At 66.7% G+C, this 20,550-nt stretch carries 20 protein-coding genes; 11 read left to right on the top strand and 9 right to left on the bottom strand.

The window, feature by feature from the left end:
- Window positions 1–38: 38 nt before the first annotated feature.
- Genes FA89_RS08250 through FA89_RS08260 form a run of 3 tightly spaced genes read left to right on the top strand, consistent with a single transcriptional unit; the run spans window position 39 to window position 2,937 of the window.
- On the top strand, window positions 39–1,019 hold the full coding sequence (locus tag FA89_RS08250) for a glycosyltransferase family 2 protein (RefSeq protein WP_036139974.1): 981 nt from the start codon (window positions 39–41) through the stop codon (window positions 1,017–1,019).
- Between the two features lie 2 nt (window positions 1,020–1,021).
- Window positions 1,022–2,005, top strand: a complete 984-nt coding sequence (locus tag FA89_RS08255) for a glycosyltransferase family 2 protein (RefSeq protein ID WP_036139976.1) — start codon at window positions 1,022–1,024, stop codon at window positions 2,003–2,005.
- The gene (locus FA89_RS08260; protein ID WP_051938632.1) at window positions 2,005–2,937 is read left to right on the top strand and encodes a glycosyltransferase family 2 protein; all 933 of its coding nucleotides are present in this window, start codon (window positions 2,005–2,007) and stop codon (window positions 2,935–2,937) included. The genes FA89_RS08255 and FA89_RS08260 overlap by 1 nt, the downstream gene beginning before the upstream one ends.
- A 19-nt stretch (window positions 2,938–2,956) precedes the next feature.
- On the opposite strand, the gene FA89_RS08265 is transcribed toward FA89_RS08260, so the two are convergent.
- Window positions 2,957–4,564 carry an electron transfer flavoprotein-ubiquinone oxidoreductase gene (locus tag FA89_RS08265; protein ID WP_185754281.1) on the bottom strand — a complete coding sequence of 536 codons (1,608 nt, stop codon included), beginning with the start codon at window positions 4,562–4,564 and terminating at the stop codon, window positions 2,957–2,959.
- Between the two features lie 160 nt (window positions 4,565–4,724).
- On the opposite strand from FA89_RS08265, the gene FA89_RS08270 reads away from it, so the two are divergent.
- Together FA89_RS08270 and FA89_RS08275 are read left to right on the top strand one after the other, a co-directional pair.
- Entirely contained in the window at window positions 4,725–6,125 is a 1,401-nt protein-coding gene (locus FA89_RS08270; RefSeq protein ID WP_036139979.1) for an amidase, read from the top strand.
- Window positions 6,122–6,733: an alpha-ketoglutarate-dependent dioxygenase AlkB family protein gene (locus FA89_RS08275; RefSeq protein WP_036143928.1), complete on the top strand. Its 612-nt coding sequence runs from the start codon at window positions 6,122–6,124 to the stop codon at window positions 6,731–6,733. The genes FA89_RS08270 and FA89_RS08275 overlap by 4 nt, the downstream gene beginning before the upstream one ends.
- Here the strand turns inward: FA89_RS08275 and FA89_RS08280 are convergent.
- From FA89_RS08280 to FA89_RS08295, 4 genes are read right to left on the bottom strand one after another with little or no spacing between them, the layout of a single operon-like run.
- Window positions 6,681–7,301, bottom strand: a complete 621-nt coding sequence (locus tag FA89_RS08280) for an ABC-type transport auxiliary lipoprotein family protein (protein WP_036139981.1) — start codon at window positions 7,299–7,301, stop codon at window positions 6,681–6,683. The two genes, FA89_RS08275 and FA89_RS08280, sit on opposite strands and share 53 nt — an antisense overlap.
- Window positions 7,298–8,236 carry an MlaD family protein gene (locus FA89_RS08285; RefSeq protein WP_036139986.1) on the bottom strand — a complete coding sequence of 313 codons (939 nt, stop codon included), beginning with the start codon at window positions 8,234–8,236 and terminating at the stop codon, window positions 7,298–7,300. The genes FA89_RS08280 and FA89_RS08285 overlap by 4 nt, the downstream gene beginning before the upstream one ends.
- Before the next feature lie 3 nt (window positions 8,237–8,239).
- Window positions 8,240–9,025, bottom strand: coding sequence for an ABC transporter ATP-binding protein (locus FA89_RS08290; protein WP_240003868.1), 786 nt, complete (start codon window positions 9,023–9,025; stop codon window positions 8,240–8,242).
- Complete coding sequence (locus FA89_RS08295; RefSeq protein WP_036139989.1) at window positions 9,022–10,164, bottom strand: MlaE family ABC transporter permease; 1,143 nt, start codon at window positions 10,162–10,164, stop codon at window positions 9,022–9,024. Before FA89_RS08295 ends, FA89_RS08290 begins: the two co-directional genes overlap by 4 nt.
- Before the next feature lie 125 nt (window positions 10,165–10,289).
- Here FA89_RS08295 and gcvT point away from each other — a divergent pair, with 125 nt between their 5' ends.
- The 4 genes from gcvT to FA89_RS08315 all read left to right on the top strand — a co-directional run bounded on the left by gcvT (window position 10,290) and on the right by FA89_RS08315 (window position 14,259).
- The gene (gene gcvT, locus FA89_RS08300) at window positions 10,290–11,396 is read left to right on the top strand and encodes a glycine cleavage system aminomethyltransferase GcvT (RefSeq protein ID WP_036139991.1); all 1,107 of its coding nucleotides are present in this window, start codon (window positions 10,290–10,292) and stop codon (window positions 11,394–11,396) included.
- A gap of 90 nt (window positions 11,397–11,486) precedes the next feature.
- Entirely contained in the window at window positions 11,487–11,882 is a 396-nt protein-coding gene (gcvH, locus tag FA89_RS08305; protein WP_036139993.1) for a glycine cleavage system protein GcvH, read from the top strand.
- A gap of 433 nt (window positions 11,883–12,315) precedes the next feature.
- Entirely contained in the window at window positions 12,316–12,987 is a 672-nt protein-coding gene (metJ, locus tag FA89_RS08310) for a met regulon transcriptional regulator MetJ (RefSeq protein WP_036139994.1), read from the top strand.
- A gap of 234 nt (window positions 12,988–13,221) precedes the next feature.
- Window positions 13,222–14,259 (top strand): energy transducer TonB, encoded by a 1,038-nt coding sequence (locus tag FA89_RS08315; protein WP_036139995.1) that lies wholly within the window; start codon window positions 13,222–13,224, stop codon window positions 14,257–14,259.
- A gap of 26 nt (window positions 14,260–14,285) precedes the next feature.
- On the opposite strand, the gene FA89_RS08320 is transcribed toward FA89_RS08315, so the two are convergent.
- The gene (locus FA89_RS08320) at window positions 14,286–15,647 is read right to left on the bottom strand and encodes a serine hydrolase domain-containing protein (RefSeq protein ID WP_051938634.1); all 1,362 of its coding nucleotides are present in this window, start codon (window positions 15,645–15,647) and stop codon (window positions 14,286–14,288) included.
- A 139-nt stretch (window positions 15,648–15,786) separates the two neighbouring features.
- On the opposite strand from FA89_RS08320, the gene FA89_RS08325 reads away from it, so the two are divergent.
- Complete coding sequence (locus FA89_RS08325) at window positions 15,787–17,118, top strand: NTP/NDP exchange transporter (protein ID WP_240003869.1); 1,332 nt, start codon at window positions 15,787–15,789, stop codon at window positions 17,116–17,118.
- Here the strand turns inward: FA89_RS08325 and FA89_RS08330 are convergent.
- Genes FA89_RS08330 through mtgA form a run of 3 tightly spaced genes read right to left on the bottom strand, consistent with a single transcriptional unit; the run spans window position 17,103 to window position 19,299 of the window.
- Window positions 17,103–17,531, bottom strand: a complete 429-nt coding sequence (locus tag FA89_RS08330; protein ID WP_036139996.1) for a CBS domain-containing protein — start codon at window positions 17,529–17,531, stop codon at window positions 17,103–17,105. The genes FA89_RS08325 and FA89_RS08330 overlap by 16 nt on opposite strands.
- A gap of 47 nt (window positions 17,532–17,578) precedes the next feature.
- Window positions 17,579–18,550, bottom strand: a complete 972-nt coding sequence (locus FA89_RS08335) for a glycosyltransferase family 2 protein (protein ID WP_036139997.1) — start codon at window positions 18,548–18,550, stop codon at window positions 17,579–17,581.
- Window positions 18,551–18,558: 8 nt separating this feature from the next.
- Window positions 18,559–19,299: a monofunctional biosynthetic peptidoglycan transglycosylase gene (gene mtgA / locus FA89_RS08340; RefSeq protein WP_036140000.1), complete on the bottom strand. Its 741-nt coding sequence runs from the start codon at window positions 19,297–19,299 to the stop codon at window positions 18,559–18,561.
- A 19-nt stretch (window positions 19,300–19,318) separates the two neighbouring features.
- Here mtgA and hslO point away from each other — a divergent pair, with 19 nt between their 5' ends.
- Window positions 19,319–20,329, top strand: a complete 1,011-nt coding sequence (gene hslO, locus FA89_RS08345) for an Hsp33 family molecular chaperone HslO (RefSeq protein WP_081916400.1) — start codon at window positions 19,319–19,321, stop codon at window positions 20,327–20,329.
- Window positions 20,330–20,550: the final 221 nt, after the last annotated feature.

Here is a 20,550-nt window from a genome sequence, read left to right on the forward strand (position 1 = left end):
TTGCGATAATCCGGGGTCATGTCCGGAATCGACCTTTAATGACGCCGACCGTCAGCGTGGTGGTGTGCACCTACAACGGATCGGCCTATGTGGAGCAGCAATTCGCCAGCCTGTTGGCCCAGTCGCGCCTGCCCGACCAGATCGTGATCGCGGACGATGCCTCTTCGGACGGCACGCCCAAGGCCATCGAGCGGTTCGCGGCGCGTTGCCGTGGTCAGGGCGTGGAGGTCGTGATTCGCCTGCGGCCGGCCAACGTCGGTTTCATCGCCAACTTCGCCGATGCGCTCACGTTGGCGACGGGCGATCTCATATTCCTTTGCGACCAGGACGATCGGTGGCATGAGGAAAAACTGGCGCGGATGGCCGCGACCCTCGCCGAGGAGCCCGACCTGACCCTGCTGTTCACCGATGCCCGCCTGGTCGATGCGGCCGGCGCCCCGCTGGGGCAGACATTGTTCGACGCGCTCGAACTGCTTCCGGCCGACTGGCATGCCCTGCGCTCCGGCCGCGCGTTTCCGGTGCTGCTGCGACGTGCGGTGGTCACCGGGGCGACGACGGCGTTCCGGCAGCCGCTGGTGCGTCGTGCGCTGCCCGTGCCCCCGGGCTGGATCCATGACGAATGGCTGGCCACCGTGGCGGCGCTGACCGGGCGCATCCTGCCGCTGTCGTCCCCGTTGATCGATTACCGGCAGCATGGCGGCAACCAGATCGGGATGCGCAAGCGCACGTGGCGCCAGCGGATCGCCGACCTGTTCCTTCCGCGCAACGCGCTGCTCATCCGGGGGCTGGAGCGCATGGCCGCCCTGGACGAACGTTTCGCCGAGGACGCGACGATCCCGCTCGCCTCGCGCCAGATGGTCGCCGAGCGCATGCGTCATTTCCGGCGACGCGTGGCGATCGGTTCCCGCCCGCGTTACGCGCGATGGCCCGACCTGTGGTCGGAATGGCGTGGCGGTGGGTATGGCCGGCACGGCAACGGCCTGTCGTCGGTACTACGCGACGCATTGAGGAAGCATTGACCATGGCGCCTGCCTTGCGTATTTCCGTCGTGCTTTGCACATGCGATGGCCAGGCTTACCTTGCGGAACAGCTCAGTACGCTGCTGACGCAGAGCCGCCTGCCTGATGAGGTGATCATCGGTGATGACGACTCGACGGACGGCACATGGACCATCGTCCAGGACTTCGCCGTGCTGGCGCGGACGCGGGGTGTCACCGTGCAGGCGGTACGTCGCCCCCGCCGGCTGGGCTATGTCGCCAACTTCTCCGCTTCGCTGGCGCAGTCCTCGGGCGATCTGGTCTTCCTGTGCGATCAGGACGACGCATGGCATCCGGACAAGATCGCCACGCTGGCAGCGCGTTTCCTCGCCGATCCGGCGCTGACCTTCCTGCACAGCGATGCCCGTCTGGTTACCGCGGATGGGGCGGACATGGGCTGCGGCCTGTTCGAGGCGCTTGAACTGTCCGCGATCGAACGGGGCCTCATCGACGGCGGCGAAGCGCTGCGTGTCTACCTGCGCCGGAACATCGCCACGGGGGCTACGGCGGCGTTCCGCCGCGAGTTGTTGGCTCGTGCCTTGCCCGTGCCCTCTGCCTGGGTACACGACGCATGGATCGCTACTCTCGCCGCAGCGACGGGCAAGGTCGATTTCATCGACGATCCGCTGATCGACTACCGCCAGCATGACGGCAACCAGATCGGCATGCGGTCCCGTACGTGGCGCACCCGTCTGGCCGAATTCCGGATGCCGCGTGGGGACGAATTGCGTGCGGCCGTCGCGCGCATCGACGCGCTGGATGAGCGCCTCGATACCGAAGGCGCCCCCGACGGCGTGCAAAACGACATCGATGCCACGCGACGGCATCTCGAGCGACGCCTGAGCATCGGCACGCGCGCTCCGCTTTTCCGCGTGCCGTCGGTGGCCTGGGAATGGCTGACCGGCGCCTACACGCGTTTTGCCACGGGCACGCGAACGGCGTTGCGCGACCTGTTGAGGAAGGGATGATGGTTACGGGGACGCAGCATGTCGCCATCCTCCTCGCCACCTACAATGGCACCCGCCACCTCGCCGAGCAACTCGACTCCATCGTTGCCCAGACCCATACGGACTGGACGATTCACGCCTCCGACGACGGCTCCACCGACGCGACGCTCGCCCTCCTGTTGACCTATCGCGAGCGGCTCGGCGCGGAGCGCATGGTGCTCTGGCAGGGCCCCAGCGCCGGTTACTCGCGCAACTTCATGTCGATGCTGCATCGCGAAGGCGTAACGGGCGACTACGTGGCGTTCAGCGACCAGGACGACATATGGGATGCGCACAAGCTGGAGACCGCGCTTCTCGCGCTCGCCGCGGTGCCGCCGGACAAACCGGCCCTGTACGGGGGCCGTTCGCGACTGATCGACGAGGCGGGCCGGCCATTCGGCCTTTCACCCCTGTTCGGCCGTCGTCCGTCGTTCGCCAATGCCCTGGTACAAAGCCTCGCCGGTGGCAACACCATGCTGCTCAACCGTCGCGCGCGCGACCTGATGTGTCGCGCACCGGCGTCTGCCCGCGTGGTCTCGCACGACTGGTGGGCGTACCTGGTGGTCTCGGGTGCCGGAGGTCGGGTGGTCTACGACCGAGAGCCGACGCTGGGTTATCGCCAGCATGCCGATAACATCATCGGTTCGAATGCCGGACTGGGCGCTCGCCTGCGCCGCATGGCCGACATGGTGGGTGGCCGTCATCGCGAGTGGAACGAAGCCAACGTTGCCCTGCTGTCGAACATGCGCGATGCGCTGGGCGACGACGAACGCGCGCGCTTCGACCATTTCGCACGGGGCCGCGCCACTTGGTTGCTGCCGCGCCTGTGGCACTTCGCGTGCGCCGGCCTTTACCGACAGACCGCCATCGGCAATGCGGGGCTGCTGCTGGCCGCGGCGCTGGGCCGGCTGTGAGCCGGCCCTCGCGTGAGCGCTACAGGTTCTGGTAGTTCGGGCCCGAGCCGCCTTCGGGCGTGACCCAGGTGATGATCTCGTACGGGTCCTTGATGTCGCACGTCTTGCAGTGCACGCAGTTGGCCGAGTTGATCTGCAGGCGACGCCCACCTTCGTCCTGCACCATCTCGTAGACGCCGGCCGGGCAGAACCGTTCGCACGGGTTGCCGTATTCCGTCGTGCAGCGATCCACACAGATGGAGGTATCCAGCACCTTCAGGTGCACCGGCTGGTCCTCGTCGTGCTCGGTGGCCGCGAAATACACGCTGGCCAGGCGATCGCGCGGGGGCAAGGTGCGGTCGACATAATCCGTCTTCGGTGCCTCGTACTCGCCCAGCTTCTGCAGCGCCGACCAGTCGGCGTGGTTCTTCAGTGTCCAGGGCGAACGACCGCCGGTCACGGTTTCCCACGCGGCATTGATCAATCCCCACCACAGCCCCTTGTTGAAACCGGGCCGGATATTGCGGACCTTCTTCAACTCGCTCATGACGGCGGAATCGCGCAGCTTCGCGTCCCAGCCGGCCGGGCTGAGCGCGTTGCCCAGGAGATGTTCGGCCGCGAGCATGCCCGAGGCGATCGCCTGGTGCGTGCCCTTGATCTTTGGGACGTTGACCAGTCCTGCGGAGTCCCCGATGAGCACCGCGCCCGGCATCTCCACCTTCGGCAGCGACTGGAAACCGCCCTCGACGATGGCGCGCGCGCCGGCGGAGACGATGGTGCCGCCGTCGAGCAGGCCCTTCACGTTCGCGTGGTGCTTGAACTGCTGGAAGGCCTCGAACGGCGAGAACATCGGGTCCGGGTAGTCCAGGCCGGCGACGAAGCCGATCGCCACGCGGTCGTTTTCCATGTGGTAAAGAAAGCTGCCGCCGTAGGTGTCGTTGGCCAGCGGCCAGCCGGCGGTATGCACCACCTTGCCGGGTTGGCCGCGGCCGGGCGGCAGCTGCCACAGTTCCTTGATGCCGATGCCGTAGGTCTGCGGGTCGCTGTCCTTGTCCAGGGCGAACTGCCGGATCAACGATTTGGTGATGTGACCGCGGCAGCCTTCGGCCAGCACGGTGACCTTCGCGCGGATGTCGATGCCCTCGGTGTAGCCGGGCTTGTGCGTGCCGTCGCGCGCCACGCCCATGTCGCCGATACGCACGCCGTTCACCGCGCCCGCGTCGTCGAACAGGGCCTCGGCGGCGGCATAGCCGGGAAATACGTCCACGCCTAGCGCTTCGGCCTGCGGCGCCAGCCACGCGCAGAGCGCGCCCAGGCTGACGATCACGTTGCCGTGGTTGTTCATCTGCGGCGGCGTGACCGGAAGTTTCGTGCCGGAGGCGTGGTCGCGCAGCAGCCAGAATTCGTCGGTGGTCACCGGCACGCAGATGGGCGGCGGCGCCGTGCGCCAATCCGGCAGCAACCGATCCAGCGGCCCGGTTTCGATCACGGCGCCGGACAGTATCTGCGCACCGATCGTCGAGGCTTTTTCGATGACGCAGACCGACGTGTCGGGGTTGAGTTGTTTCGCACGCATCGCGAACGCCAGGCCGGCGGGGCCGGCCCCGACGACGACGACGTCGTATTCCATGGTCTCGCGGTCGCTCATGGCTGGCTCACTCGAACTCGGCTGGCGGGGTGGCTGACCCATCATTGTCAGGCTTCGTCGCAAGGGGGGCAAATCGCCGTTTCAAACGTCCTCACGCGATAGGGCCTTGCATGACGTTCACATATCGCGTTCATAATCGTGCCAAGCGCCAGGAGATTTCATGAATACGATGCCGCCGGTGGCCGACACCGACATGCGCCGCGCCACGCTGTTGCAAATACTGCATTGGCTGGCTATCGGCAGGGTGCAACCGCAAGCCCTGTCCGATGTCTACCAGAACGCCATCGAGCGCCTCAATCCGCGCCTGAATGCGTTCGTCGATTACAGCGTCTCGCTGATCCAGGAACAGGCCCTGGCCGCGGATCGTCGCCGTCGCGACGGCGTCATCGGGCGCCTGGACGGCATCCCTATCGCGATCAAGGACAACTTCGACGTGGCCGGCGTGCCCACACGTGCCGGCATGCGGCGGCGCAGCGTCGTGCCCGACGAAGATGCGCACGTGGTGGCGCGCCTGCGCGCGTCGGGCGCCGTTCTACTGGGCAAGACCAACATGGACGAGGGCGCACTGGGCCTCACCACCAACAATCCCGTGCATGGCGCAACGCACAACCCGCACCGGCTCGGTTACACCGCGGGCGGTTCGTCCGGCGGCGCGGCGGCGGCCGTGGCCTCGGGCATGGCGGTGGCGGCCATCGGTTCGGACAGCCTCGGCTCCATCCGCGTGCCGGCCAGCTATTGCGGCATCTATGCGCTGAAGCCGACCCACGGCGAGATATCGGCGCGGGGCTTGGTGCCGGCGGCGCGTCGCCTCGACGCGGTGGGCCTGCTGGCGCGCGGGGTAGACGACCTTACCGTGCTACTGCAGACGTTGGCCGGCTACGACGCGGACGATCCGCGCTCGCGCCGCCGTCGCGTGGCGTTCTCGCCGCCGGATTGGGAGCCGGGCAACCTGCGCGCGGGTTTCCTGCCCGACCTGGCTGCCATCGGTGTCGAGCAGGACGTGATCGACGTGTTCGAGGCTGCCCTGGCGCGCCTGCAGGGTGAACTGGGCGAGCGCCGCCAGGTCGATTTCTCGGACTGGGATTTTGCCCGGACCCGACGGGCGGGCCTGCTGCTGATGGAAGCGGAGATGATCCATACCTTCGCCGCGGAACTGGCTGACGAGGCCTATCCGGTATCGGCGGGCTTCCGTGACATGGTCGGCTTCGCCACCCGCAAGTCGGCTGCCGACTATGCCGCCGCCGACGGCGTGCTGGATGCGGCCACCCTGAAGATGCGTCGCCTGTTCGCACAAGTGGACGTGCTGGTGCTACCGACCACGCCACAGGGTGCCTTTCCGCTAGATGGGCCGGTACCTGCTTCACAGGCAGACCTGTGTGGCTTTGCCAGCCTGGCGGGCTGCCCGGCGGTCAGTATTCCGATGGGCACGCTGGCCAACGGCATGCCGATCGGCATGCAGCTGGTCGGCGCACGTGGCTCGGATCTTCGCCTGCTGGAACTGGCGGCGGTGTGTGCCTCGTCGCTCGATGCGGAGCCCGCCTACCCGGTGGAACCCGCCTGACCGCCGCGTGGCAACCGGTCGATCTGCCGGGCGCCGAGGTGGATATCGCGCCGGCATGGTTGCCGCGCGACGAAGCGGATGCGCTGCTGGCGTCGCTGCTCGCCACCTTGCCGTGGGAGGTCCATCGCATCCGCATGTTCGGGCGGCAGGTGGATTCACCTCGCCTGAGTGCGTGGATCGGTGACGCCGACGCCGCCTATCGTTATTCGGGCACACGCTTCGTACCGCATCCGTGGCTGGCTCCACTGCGCATGTTGCGGGACCGCGTGGCGACCGCATGCGGTACTTCCTTCAACAGCGTGCTTGCCAACCTCTACCGTAACGGTGCCGACCGGATGGGCTGGCACAGCGATGACGAGCCGGAGCTCGGCCCCGAGCCGATCATCGCGTCGGTGAGCCTGGGCGCGCCACGGACGTTTCGTTTTCGCCACACGGCAGGTGGCCCGGCCGTGGCGGTGGAGCTGCCGCACGGCAGCCTGTTGCGCATGGCTGGCGCAACGCAACGCTTATATAAGCATGAGTTGCCGGCCCGACGGCGCGTGGACGCGCCACGGATCAACCTGACGTTCCGCCAGGTGGCACCGCCTGCTCCAGGGTCCAGGCGGTGATCTGGCGGGCCAGCGTGTCCATCGCCCGACCGAATGCCTCGACCACCTGTGGTACGGCCTTGCCGTCGACCGGCTCGCGTACCTCGAAGCGGCGCGCGCCGACCATTTGGTGCTTGCGCGTGCCGGCGACGATGGCATCGAAACGGATCACCACGGTCGGCTTGCCGTCGATGTACTCGGTCTGGAACGCGGCCAGGCTGCCGTCCAGTTCGTAGTCGGCGCCGAGATTGCCGTCGTCGGTGCCGATGGCGCGCACGCGGCCGGTATCGCGGAAGGCATCGGCAAGCCGGTCGCGCACGAGGTGCGGCACGCTGTCGGCCCAGCGCGCGCCGGCATAGACGCTGATGGTATTGGCTTCGGGCACCACGGCGATGCGTGCGCTGTCGAGCGCGCGCGGTGCGGTGGGGGTGGCGATGCGCAACGTCCAGGTCACGCTCGTCGTGGTCGCCGGACGCGCCGCCGGTGCCGCGGGCAGCAGGTAGACACGGGGCGATTCGGCCTTGGGCAGGATCGAGCAGCCGGCCAGCAAGGCAAGGCATAGCGGAACGGCGAAGCGGGCCAGTCTCATGGCGTGAACTCCCTGGTCTTCTCGCGGCCGAGCAGGTAGCCGCTGGGGTTTTCGTCGAGGCGCCGGGTGATCGACCGCAGCGAGCCCAAGGTGTCGCGCAGCTCGTGCAGTGTGGGTGCCAGATCGCCCAGGCTGGCGGCACCGCCGTTGATCGCGTCGGCATTGTCGTTGAGCAGGCGATCGACCGATGCCGTGGCGCGTTCCAGCGACGCCATCGCCCGCTGCGCGCTTTCCAGCGTGGCCTTGCCTTGCGTATCGATCAGGCCGTTGGCGTTGTGTACCAGGGCGCGACTCTCCGCCAGCGTGTCGTCGGCCTGTCGGGTCACGGTCACCAGTTGCCTGATCAGCATGCGGATGTCCTCGCGCTCGTCGGCGATCACGGCCGTGGTCTTGTCGAGATGGTCGAGCGTGTTCTGCACCCGCTGCACGTTATCTTTCGACAGCAGTTCGTTGGCCTTCGCGGCGGCCTGGCTGATGTTGGTCATCAGGTCTTCGCCATTGGCCAGCAAGCGTGCGAACGGCGATGGGTCGGCGACGATCACCGGCACCTGGCCGTCATGCCCCACCATCAGCGGGCTACCCGGCGAGCCGCCGGACAACTGGATGATGGCGACGCCGGTGACACCGGTGAGGGCAAGCTTGGCGTGGGTATCCTTGCGCAGCGGCGTGTCGCCGGAAAGGCGCACACGGGCCAGCACACGACGCGGGTCTTCGGGGTCCAGCCGCAGCTGGGTGACGTCGCCCAGCCGGATGCCGTTGTACTGCACGGTGCCGCCCTTCGACAGGCCGGTCACGGCTTCGTTGAAAACGATGTCGTAGTAGTTCCATTCCTGGTCGGAATGCGCCCTGGCCAGCCACACGCCGAAGGCCAGGCCGAAGAGGACGACCAGGACCGCGAACAGTCCGATCAGTACGTGGTGGGCACGGGTTTCCATGGTTCATTCCTTGCCGCGGTGGGCGGCGAGCGTGGCGGCATGGCCGCGCGGTCCGTTGAAGTACGCCTGCACCCAGGCATCGTCGGTACGCGCGACCTCGTCGATGGGCGCGGCGGCCAGCACGCGCCGTTGCGACAGCACGGCAACGCGGTCGCATGTGGAATACAACGTATCCAGATCGTGGGTCACCAGGAACACCGTCAACCCCAGCGCATCCCGCAGGGTGACGATCAGGCTGTCGAACGCGGCCGCGCTGATCGGGTCCAGCCCGGCGGTGGGTTCGTCGAGGAAGAGGATCTCCGGGTCGAGCGCCAGCGCACGTGCCAGGGCAGCGCGCTTGATCATGCCGCCGGACAGCTGCGAGGGGTACTTGCGCCCTGCGTCCGCGGGCAGGCCGGATAGCGCCAGCTTCACGCCGGCAAGCCGTTGCGCGTCGCCGCGCGCCAGGCCGGCATGTTCGATCAGGGGCAGCGCGATATTCTCGGCCACGGTCAGCGACGAGAACAGGGCGCCGCTCTGGAACAGCACGCCGAAGCGACGCTCCACGCGCGAGCGTTGTTCGTCGGGCAACGCCAGCAGGTTTTCGCCGAAGACGCGTACCTCGCCGGCCACCGGTCGCACCAGTCCGACGATGGTGCGCAGCAGTACCGACTTGCCGGTGCCCGAGCCACCCACGATGCCGATGATTTCGCCGCGGTAGACATCGAGGTCCAGGTCCTCGTGGACGGTCTGCGCACCGAAGCGGTTAACCAGTCCGCGCACGGCGATCACGGTCTCCTTGGCGCTCACCAGCCCATCTCCATATAGAAGAGGGCGGCCAGCGCATCCAGCAGGATTACCACGAAGATGGACTGCACCACCGCCGAGGTGGTGTGCTCGCCCACCGACTGCGCGCTGCCGCTCACCTTGAAACCCTCCATGCATCCGATGACGCCGATCATGAAAGCGAACAGAGGCGCCTTGACGATGCCCACCAGGAACTGGCCGAGCGAGATATCCGACTGGAACATCGACAGGAACATCGAGGGCGACATCTTCAGCACCGCCATGCACACCACGCCGCCACCGGCGATGCCCGCGATCATCGCGATGAAGGTGAGCAGGGGCAGGGCGACCAGCAGCGCCAGCACCCGCGGCAGCACCAGCAGCTCTACCGGGTCGAGGCCCAGCGTGCGGATGGCGTCGATCTCCTCGCGGGCCTTCATTGAGCCGATCTGCGCGGTGAACGCACTGGCGGTGCGACCGGCGAGCAGGATGGCGGTAAGCAACACGCCGAATTCCCGCAGGAAGGCGAAACCGATCAGGTCGACGGTGAAGACGCTGGCGCCGTAACTGGCCAGCGCCGTAGACCCGAGGAAGGCGACCACCGCGCCCACCATGAAGGAAAGCAGGGCGAGGATGGGTACCGCATCCAGGCCGGTCTGTTCGATATGCGCCACCAGGGACGTGACGCGCCAGCGCCGGGGCCGCCATGCCGTGGCGAGAAATCCCTGCAGGGTGATGCCGATGAACGCCAGCAAGGTCGCCGTCTGTTTCCAGGTGCCTTCCAGCGCGCGGCCGATCCGCTCCAGCATGACCACGAAGCCGGCATCGCGCTTTCGCTTCGTGCCGGTGCAATAGGTGTCCATGGCGTCGCCGACGGTTTTCAGCAGGGCCTGGCGGGCGGCGGGCAGGGCATCGTCCTGGGCGAGTTGCCGCGTGCGTGCGCTGCCCAGCAACTCGGCGACGACGAAGGCACCCGATGTATCCATCGCGCCGAGCCGGTGGGTATCGATCACGGTGTCGCCGTCGATCGCACCGGCCAGTTCGCTGGCGCGACGCTGCAGGTCCGTGTAGTGGGCGAGTGTCCAGTCGCCTGCGAGCATCAGCCGCTGGCCCGAGGCGTCGCGGGTAAGGGTGGCCGAGCCGGGGTGGGATGCCGATGCCATGGGCGGAACACTAGCAGGAGCCGGTGCCCGCGCGGCGATCGTGCTGCACCGCGATTGGCCTTCTGCACCGCCGCGGCCGATAATGCCGGGCTACTGCCTACCGCCATCTCCTGCAAGGTAAGACGATGACCGACAAGACCGAACTCAACGCCACCCACCGCGAACTCGGTGCCCGCATGGTCGACTTCGGCGGTTGGGACATGCCGATCGCCTACGGTTCGCAGATCGAGGAGCACCACGCCGTCCGCAAGGACGCCGGCATGTTCGACGTCTCGCACATGACCGTGGTCGACCTCACCGGCGAGCGCACCCGCGAGTTCCTGCGCAAGCTGCTCGCCAACAACGTCGACAAGCTGACCAAGAGCGGCAAGGCCCTCTACACGTGCATGCTCGCCGAGAACGGCGGCGTCATCGACGATCTCATCGTCTATTTCCTGCGCGAAGATTTCTTCCGCCTGGTCGTCAACGCCGCGACGCGCGTCAAGGATCTGGCCTGGATCGAGAAGCAGGCCGCCGCGTTCGGCGTCACCGTGCGCGAGCGCCCCGAGTTCGGGATGATCGCCGTGCAGGGCCCCAACGCCCGCCAGAAACTGCTCGGCCTGCTGCCGGACGAGGTTCGCGAGAAAGCCGGCAAGCTGGGCAAGTTCGCCGCCCTTGAGGTGGAAGGGCCGAATGGCATGCCGCTGTTCCTCGCCCGCACCGGCTACACCGGTGAAGACGGCTTCGAGGTCGTGGTGCCCAACAGTCGTGTGGTCGAACTGTGGAACCTGCTGTGCGAGGCGGGCGTCACTCCGGCGGGTCTGGGTGCGCGCGACACGCTTCGCCTGGAGGCCGGCATGAACCTCTACGGCCAGGACATGGACGAGACGGTCAGCCCCTGGGAGGCCGCGCTCGCCTGGACGATCTCGCTCGACGAGGGGCGTGACTTCATCGGTCGCGCCGCGCTGGAAGCGATGAAGGCCGAGGGTGTGCCTCGCGTCATGATCGGCCTGGTGATGGACGAGAAAGGCGTGCTGCGGCACGGCCAGAAAGTGCTCACCGCCCGCGGCGAAGGCGAGATCCTCTCGGGTGGCTTCGCACCCACCCTCGGTAAGTCGGTGGCCTTCGCCCGGGTTCCGGCGGGTGACCATGGCGAGGTTCGGGTCGACATCCGTGGCCGCGAGATTCCGGTGCGCGTGGTCAGGTTCCCGTTCGTCCGCGACGGCCAGCCCATGCCGGGCATCGTCGACTGATCCACAGCATGCTTTCGCGAAACGCGTGGACCGGCGACAATGTCCCGACCCGCTATCGCACCCCCGTCCCGAGCTAACGAGGAATACCCCATGAGCGAAATCCCAGGCGATCTGAAGTTTGCCAAGTCCCACGAGTGGGTGCGCGTCGAGCAGGACGGCACGGTCACCGTCGGCATCTCCGACCATGCTCAAGGCGCCTTGGGCGATCTGGTCTACGTCGAACTGCCGGAAGTCGGCAGCAGCGTGCAGGCCGGCAACGGTACCGCCGTGGTCGAGTCGGTCAAGGCCGCCTCCGATATCTACGCGCCGGTGTCGGGCGAGATCATCGAGGTCAACGCCACGCTGAGCGACAAGCCGGAAACGATCAACGAAGACCCTTACGAGGCTGGCTGGATCTTCAAGCTGAAGGTCGACGACAAGAGCGAACTCGACAGCCTGATGACGGCCGACGAGTATGCCGAGCTCGCCGAAAACGGCGACGACTGATCGCCCCTCTTGTGCTTCAACCCGATGCCGGTCGTCCTCGACCGGCATTTTTTTGTCCGCGGGGCGCCTTCGGCGAAATTTTTTTTTCGGCTCAGTCGTCTTCCGTTCATCCCCGGAATTCGCCCCTGAGGCAGTCGCCGGCCGGTATGAAAATATCGTGCGACGATCCTCGCGCCGCGCATGCTCCTTTACTGGAAAGGCGATAAAAAACGCTTTATTTACGGTGTTTGCTGAACGGCCTGTCCGTCGCAGCGTGTTTCGTTATGGAAGTCCATTAGTACGCCGACAGCTTCGACGGTAACGCCCACGGCCACCGTGCAGTCCGCTCGATCGTCGGTTATGTGTCCGCAACGTCTTCAATTTAGAGCCAAAATTTATTGACAGCGGAAATGTTGAGGAATAGCTTTTGCGTCAATTGACGGGGAACCCGGAAATGGAAACAGAAAAATTCATCAGGCCGTACGTGGAGCATGGTTCGAAAGCGGGTGCGGTTCGCAAGATCACCGTCTCGATTCCGCTGCATATCCTCCGCCTGCTATCCGATGAACGTACACGCCGCCAGGTGAACAATTTGAGGCACGCGACGAACAGCGATTTGCTGGTTGAAGCGTTCCTTCATGCTTTTACTGGGCAACCACTGCCAACTGATGAGGAGCTGAGACGAACCATGGCCACTGCCAAGAAAGCCACTGCCAAGAAATCCGCCGCCAAGAAGGCGACGAAGAAGTCCACCGTAAAGAAGACTGCCGCGCGCAAGACGCCGGCCAAGAAGGCCTCGACCCGCAAGGTCGCGACCAAGAAGGCGTCGACCCGCAAGTCGCCGGTCCGCAAGACCACCGCCAAGAAGGCTGCGGTCAAGAAGACCTCGACCCGCAAGGTCGCCACCAAGAAGGCTTCGACCCGCAAGTCGCCGGTCAAGAAGGCCACCACCACCCGCAAGGTCGCCGCCAAGAAGACCGCCCGCAAGGCAGCTACGCCGCGCAAGGCCGCCGCACCGCGTAAGGCAGCTGCCCCGCGCAAGGCTGCCGCTCCGCGTAAGGCCGCCACCAAGAAAGTCGCCACTGCCAAGGTCGCTCGCGCTACCCGGACCGCCAAGGTCAAGTAAGCGTTACCTACTTATAAGAACGTGCTTTGCGAATTATCTCTCCGCGGTGCCCAGCGCGGGGAGACGCTTCGAAACTTGACCCCGGCTTGCCGGGGTTATTCATTTGTGGGATGGCCATGCTGGATTCACGCGGCCATTACGGTTACCTTGTCGCCACATCGCGCTGCGGGGGACGGGGGGTCCACCGCGTCAAGCCATAGGGGGCGCGCGCTTTGCGGAGTCCGTACGACCGCCATGGATAACCGTCTACGCACCATCGAGCGCCGCCGCCAGCGTGGCGCGATCAGTCCCGTCACACTTGCCGTCGTCGTCATCGTCGCCGCGCTTGCCGTCGCAGCCTGGTTCCTCATCATCAAGCCCTACCGCGATGCCCACGAGGCGGAAGCACCGGCACCGGTCGCCGTGCAGAATTCGACCGCCACGCGTGACACGACGCCCGTGGCCAACGTCGATGCCCTGAGCGTCGACCAATTGCTGGCCGAAGCGCGCACCGCCATGAACGAGCAACGCCTGGTTGCGCCCGCCGGCAACAATGCGTTCGAGTTCTACATGAAGGTGCTGGAGAAGCAGCCAGGTAACCCCGTGGCCGCCGACGCACTGCGCGAGACCTTCTCCTACGGCTCAGCGGCCACCGAGCAGACGATCAACCAGCGCGACTTCAACGAAGCGCAGCGCGAGATCGACCTGCTGGCCAAGGCCGATCCGGAAAACTACACGCTGACCATCCTGCGCTCGAAACTGGACGCGCAGCGCAAGACGCTGGACCGCGAGCAGCAGCAGGCCCTGGATGCCCAGAAGGCCCAGCAGAACGCCGCGGCGACCCGTCAGCAGCAGGCCGAGCAGGCTGCGGCGGCGGCCGAAGCCCAGCGGTCGCAGGCGGCACGGGAGCAGGCGGCACGTCTCGCCCAGTCGCAGCAGCAGACCGCTCCGGCATCCGCTGCCGCCACGCGTCAGGCAGCGACCGCGCCCTCGGCGCCCGCCGCGGCCGAAAGCGGCGCGATCAGCGATGCCGTGCTGGTACGCCAGGTGAGTCCGCGTTATCCCACGGCGGCCATGCGTGCCAACCAGGAAGGCTGGGTGGATGTCGAACTGACGGTGGGCGTCGATGGCGCCGTGTCCAATGTCACCGTCGTCGATTCGCAGCCCAAGCACGTGTTCGATCGCTCCGCCATGGACGCGGTGGGACGTTGGGAATTCAAGCCGGCCATGCGCAACGGCGAGCCGATGGCCGTGACCCTGCGGCGCCGGCTGCAGTTCAACCTGGGTCGATAAGGCCCGCGTCCCCCGGTGGGGACGCGTCAGTTCGACGCTTTCTTTTTCTTCTTGGTCGAGGTGGCGGGCGCGGTCTTCTTTGCCGGCGCCGCCTTGCCCTTCGCCTTGGTCTTCGACTTCGTGGGTGCAGCCGCGGCCTTGGCCACCGGCGCCGCGCGCACGTTGCCTTCCACACCGGCCCAGTCCACGTGGTTGAGGCCGAGAAGGCTGTCGAACACCATCGGCATGAGGCCGGCCGGCACCGGACCTGCACCGTTCCACATGGTCACCACGCCGGCGTGGTACTTCGGGAAGAAGCCGATCATGGTGCGATAGCCCGACACGGCGCCCGCATGGAAGATCAGGTCCTCGTTGGCGTACTTGAACACGCGCCAGCCGAGCGCATAGTGGGCTTCGGTCACGCGGGCACGGCGCCAGGGCAGCGAGTGCACCTCGGACGGGGTGTCCACTTCGGGCGCATGCAGCACGTCAAGCGACGGTGTCGGCAGGACGTCCGGACGTCCACCCATCTGGGCCATCAACCACTGCTCCATGTCACGCAGGCTGGCGTTGACGCCGGCCGCGGGGGCGACCCGGTAGTAGCTGTCGTTGGGCTCGTAGGGAATCCAGTTGTGCGGCCCGCCACGATGTGGCCGTGCCCAGCTCTTGCTGGCCTCGAGGGCATCGCGGCCGTAGCTGGCGGTGGTCATGCCCAGAGGTGCGAAGATGCGCCGCTCCACCTGGCGGAAGAAGTAGTCGCCAGTGGTGGCGTAGATCACGTCGCCGATCATGCTGAAGGCCACGTTCTGGTAGCCGTAGCATGCGCCGACCTTGCAGGACAGATCCACCTCGTCGAGCTTGCGGACCAGCTCCTCGTACGGGGCGTCGGCCTCGAGCATGTTGTCGTAGGTGTTGCGTGGCAGGCCCAGTCGCTGGCCGAGGATGTCACGCACCGTGGCCTGCTGCGCGGCCTGCATGTCCTTGAGCTTGAAGTACGGGATGGTGTCGATCAGCTTGGTGTCCCAGCTGAGGAACCCCTGGCGCACCAGCACCGCGGTGACGCCGGTGGCGAAGGCCTTGGACAGCGAAGCCAGGCGAAATACGGTTTCCGGCGTGGCGGCTTCCTTTGTCTTCGCATTGGCATAGCCGATGGCTCGCTCGTAGACCACCTTGTCGTCGACGATGATGGCCGTGACGATGGCCGGTGCCGCGTCACGGGCTTCGGCGGCATCCATCCAGCGTTTGTAGTTTTCGATCGTGTCCTTGACCCGCTCGGCCGGCAGTTTTTCCGACGCGGGGTCGACATGGACCACCGGTGGCTTCTGCGGGGGGGGCGCCGCGAGGGCCACGGGAATGGCGGTGGCGCAGGCAAGGGCGCAGGCGAGCAGGGAGGCGGAACGAAACGACATGCTTATCTCGCGCGGTCGAGGCGTGGGGGCACGCCGCGGGAAGGGGGATGCCAGCGAGCGCGGCATCGTCTTCCGCATTGTCTTTCACTTCCGGGTTCGCCACAACGCATGCGCCTTGACCTCCCTGAACGAAAGCGGCGTGCTAGTCTCGACGAAGATTCCCGCGGAACGCCCGCCACCCGTGAACGTCCGTCGACGCGTCGCCTTGGGCGAGGGCAGGACCCTCGCGCTATCCGTCATCGCCTTCTTCTTCGTGATGACGTCCTATTACGTGCTGCGCCCCGTTCGCGACCAGCTTGCCGGCGCCGCAGGGTCGCAATCGCTGCCCACGTTCTACGCCATCGTGTTCGTGGTGATGCTGGCGCTGACGCCCGTGTTCGGCTGGCTGGTCTCGCGCTTCCCGCGCAAGCGCGTCATCGGCAGCAGCTACCTGTTCTTTGCAGCCTCCATGCTGGCGTTCATCCCGGCCTTCATTGCCCAGGACCGGATCGGCGCGGTGTCGCTGGGGCGCATCTTCTTCGTCTGGGTCAGCGTCTTCAACCTGTTCGTGGTGTCGCTTTTCTGGAGCTTCATGGCCGACGTGTACCGCAGCCAGCAGGCGCGGGTCATGTTTCCATTCATCGCCGCCGGCGGCATGGCTGGCGCGCTGCTGGGCCCCCTGCTGACCCGGCTACTGGTCCAGCGCCTGGGCGTGCCGGCCATGCTGGTGGTGTCCGCCACGCTGCTGCTGCTGGCGCTAGGCGCTTTGCTGGCCCTGTCCGGGCGCCGCGACATCAACGACGACAGCGCCGGCGCGCCCGTGGGCGGGTCGATCCTGCAGGGCGCCAAGGCCGCGTTCTCGCAACCGTTCCTGCGCTACATGCTGGTGCTGATGCTGCTGGGTGACGGCATCGCCACCATGGGTTACACGCTCATGGCCGATTACACCAAGGCCCACTTCGTGGACAACGCGGCGCGCACGGCCTTTTATGCCGACCTCGACCTGTGGACCAACTGCTTCGGTGCGTTACTGCAGCTGACGCTGACCCCGATGATCATGCGCGGCCTGGGCGTGGTCTGGGCGATGGTGTTGCCAGCGTTGGCCAACATGCTCCTGCTGCTGGGCCTGTCGCTGGCCGGGCTGGTCGACCTGCACGTGGGCGGCTGGACGGTTCCGGTGATCGCCATCGTCCTGGTCGGCTCGCGTGGCATGACCTACGGGATGACCAAGCCGGCGTCCGATGCGCTCTACACCCGCACGCCCCGCGAGGTGCGCTACAAGGGCAAGAACTTCATCGAGACCGCGGTATGGCGCTTCGGCGACCTGGTGGTCACTACCGGTCTGGTCGCCCTGCGCGGTGCGGGCGTCGGCATCACCGCGATTGGTCTTACCGCAGCCGGGCTGGCCTGCGTGGCCGCGGAGATGGGGCGTCGGGCGGCGACGTCCCCCGATCTACTGCCGGAACAGCGCGACGATCAACCGGTGATATAGCTCTCGAGTTGGTTGATGGTTTCTTTCTGCTCGGAGATCACCGCCTTGACCAGGTCGCCGATGGACACGATGCCGACCATCGCTTCGCCATCGATCACCGGCAGGTGGCGCAGGCGACCGTCAGTGCACAGGCGCATGCACTCGTCCACCGTGGCGTCGACGGACACCGTGATCACACTGGCCGTCATGATCTCGGCCACCGGCGTGTCGCGTGACGAGCGATCCTTCAGGATCACCTTGCGGGCGTAATCGCGCTCGGAGACGATGCCGACCAGCGTGTCGCCCTGCATGACCACCAGTGCGCCGACGTTCTTTTCCGCCATCTGCCGGACCGCGTCATACACGGACGCCTCGGGCGCCACGGCGAAGACCGCCTTGCCCTTGCCTTCGAGAAGATGCCTGACCTGCTGCATGATCGTGACTCCGCTGCATGCGGCGTGCCGCCGCGGAAACAGCGAGTCTACGCCGGCGGCTGTCCGGTGGGGTCACGGCCGGGTGAACGCGCCTGCCCGCGGCGCGACTCCACGTAGTACAGCGGGCGCCGCTTGGACTCCGCGTAGGTCCGTCCGATGTATTCGCCGATGACGCCCAGCGCCAGCAACTGTGCGCCGCCCAGGAACAGGATGACCACCATCAGGGTCGGGTAACCCCGCACCGGGTCGCCCCAGAGCCAGACCTTGAGCAGCACCCACAAGCCGTAGAGGAAGGCGAGCAAGGCCGCTGATACGCCCAGCCATGTGGCGATGCGCAGTGGCGCCGTGGAAAACGAGGTGATGCCTTCGACGGCCAGGTTGCCCAGCCGCCAGTAGTTCCATTTGGTGACGCCGGCATGGCGGGCATCGCGGTGGTACACCACCGATGTCTGCCGGTAGCCGATCCAGGCGAACAGGCCTTTCATGAAGCGCTGGCGCTCGCGCAGCCCACCCAGGGCCTCCACGGCGCGGCGCGAGAGCAGGCGGAAGTCACCCGTGTCCCGCGGCAGCGGGGTATCGGCCACGCGCTCCATCACCCGGTAGAACGCCGCGGAAGTGAACCGCTTGAAGCGCGTTTCGCCGTCGCGTTCCCCGCGCGTCGCGTACACCACGTCGAAGCCTTCCTGCCAGCGCGCCACCAGCGTGGGGATCAGCTCGGGCGGGTCCTGCAGGTCGGCGTCGATCACCACCACCGCATCGGCGTCCGCGGCGTCGATGCCGGCGGTCATGGCCGCTTCCTTGCCGAAGTTGCGTGACAGGCGCAGCGCCACCACGCGGGCGTCGCGCTGCGCGATGGCCTCTATCAGCGTCCAGGTGTCGTCGCCACTCCCGTCGTCGACATAGATGATGCGCGACGCTGCGGCCAGGCCGTCGAGCACGGCGCCCATGCGCGCGTGGAAGTCGTCGATCACCTGCGCTTCGTTATAAGCGGGGACAACGATCGCGAGGGAGTAGGTCATCGGTGTGCTCAGCGGACGCGTCCGGCCGCCGGTGCCGGTCGCTTGAGGTAGGCCGGTCCGCCGAGCTGGCCCATCTGCTGGGCAATCCAAGCCGCGCGACGCTGCACATAGGCGCTGGGCGCATCGGCGTGGAACCGCCGGGGATTGGGCAACACTGCAGCCAGGCGGGACGCCTGCGCCACGCCCAGCCGGTCGGGCGTGGTGTGGAAGAACGCCTCGCTGGCGGCACCGACGCCGTAGACGCCGTCGCCCAACTCCACGGTATTCATGTAGACCTCGAGGATGCGCTGCTTGGACCACAGTGCTTCGATCAGCACCGTGTAGTACGCCTCCAGGCCCTTGCGGACGAAGCTACGGCCGTTCCACAGGAACAGGTTCTTGGCGACCTGCTGGCTGATCGTGCTGGCGCCGCGCAAGCGCTTGCCCTCGTCGGCGGCGTCGATGGCATCCTGGATCGCATCGACGTCGAAGCCGTGGTGGTAGGGAAATTTCTGGTCCTCGCCGGCGACCATGGCCAGGCCGACCTGCGGCGATATGCCTGCCCAAGGCACCCAGTGGCGGCGGTAGGTAAAATCGCTCTCGCCGCCGAGCAGGGCGCCGACCCGGCGCTCCATGATCATGGCGCTGGTCCAGGGCGGGACGAAGCGCAGCACCCCGACCACGAGGCACGACAACGCCACCCAGGAAACCACGAGCAGCGCGACGATGTGGACGAGGCGGCGGGGCAGCGAGCGAGGCGTCGGGCTCATGGCGTCACGGCGAAGGAGGATGGCGCAGTATAAGGGCCGCACGCGTGCCGGGCTTGTCGACGGCGCGCTGCATCCCCATCTCCCGTCGGATCACCCGGAGGCCACCGTGCCCGATTCGCTTCTCGATACCCTTGCATCCGAAGACATCCTGCACCGCTTCCTGTTGGAGAAAGCCGGCGTGCGCGGCGTCTTCGTCCGCCTCGGCACCAGCTGGCAGGACATTGCGTCACGGGCGGAGTATCCGCCGGCCCTGCGCAACCTGCTGGGCCAGGCGATGGCGGCCTCCGCGTTGCTCACCGGCAACATCAAGTTCGAGGGTTCGCTGTCGCTGGAGTTCAAGAGCCAGGGCGCACTGCGCCTGCTCTTCGCCGAATGCACCGACAAGGGCCGCCTGCGCGGGCTGGCACGGTTCGAACCGGACCAGCTTGCGCCCGGCGGCGAACTCGACTTCAGGGCGCTGCCGGAAGCGGCCCTGGCGATCACCATCGGCCAGGCCGAGCGCGGTCGTTACCAGGGTCTGGTCGACCTGGACGCACCGTCGCTGGCCGAGGCGCTGGAAAGCTACTTCGAGCGCTCCGAGCAACTGCCGGCCCGCATCCTCCTGGCCGCGGACGGCCAGCACGCAGTCGGCCTGTTCCTGCAGCCCGTGCCGGGCGAGGGCGGCCATGACGCCGCGGAAAACGACGACGATGCCTGGGAACGCGTCGGCCACCTCACCGCGACGCTGAGCGCCAGCGAGATGCTGACGACACGCCCGGAGGAACTCCTGTTCCGGCTCTACCACGAGGAAACGGTGCGCCTCTACGAGCCCAGGTCGCTGGCCTTCGGCTGCACGTGCTCGCAGGAGCGCGTGGAAGGCATGCTACGCGCGCTGGGCCGCGAGGAAGTCGAGGCCACCCTGGAAGATCGCAACGGCGAGATCGAGGTCATCTGCGAATTCTGCGCCACCCGCTACGTCTTCGACCGCGTCGACGCCGAACGCCTGCTCACCCAGTCCGACACCCCTCCCTCCCCAAAAACCCTACAGTAGGAGCGCACGCTGTGCGCGAAAAGCCAACAAAGCGGCGAAGCGGTAAGCCCGCGAAAAGCCAACGAAGCGGTGAAGCGGTAGGCCCGCTAAAGCCAACGAAGCGTTGAAGCGGCAAGCCCGCGAAAAGCCAACAAAGCGGTGAAGCGGCACCCCCGCGAAACACAACATCGCGGCAACCTGGCATCGCGCACAGCGTGCGCTCCTACATAGCTTTTTTAGGA

The sequence above is a fragment of the Luteibacter sp. 9135 genome (assembly GCF_000745005.1).
GTDB lineage: Bacteria > Pseudomonadota > Gammaproteobacteria > Xanthomonadales > Rhodanobacteraceae > Luteibacter.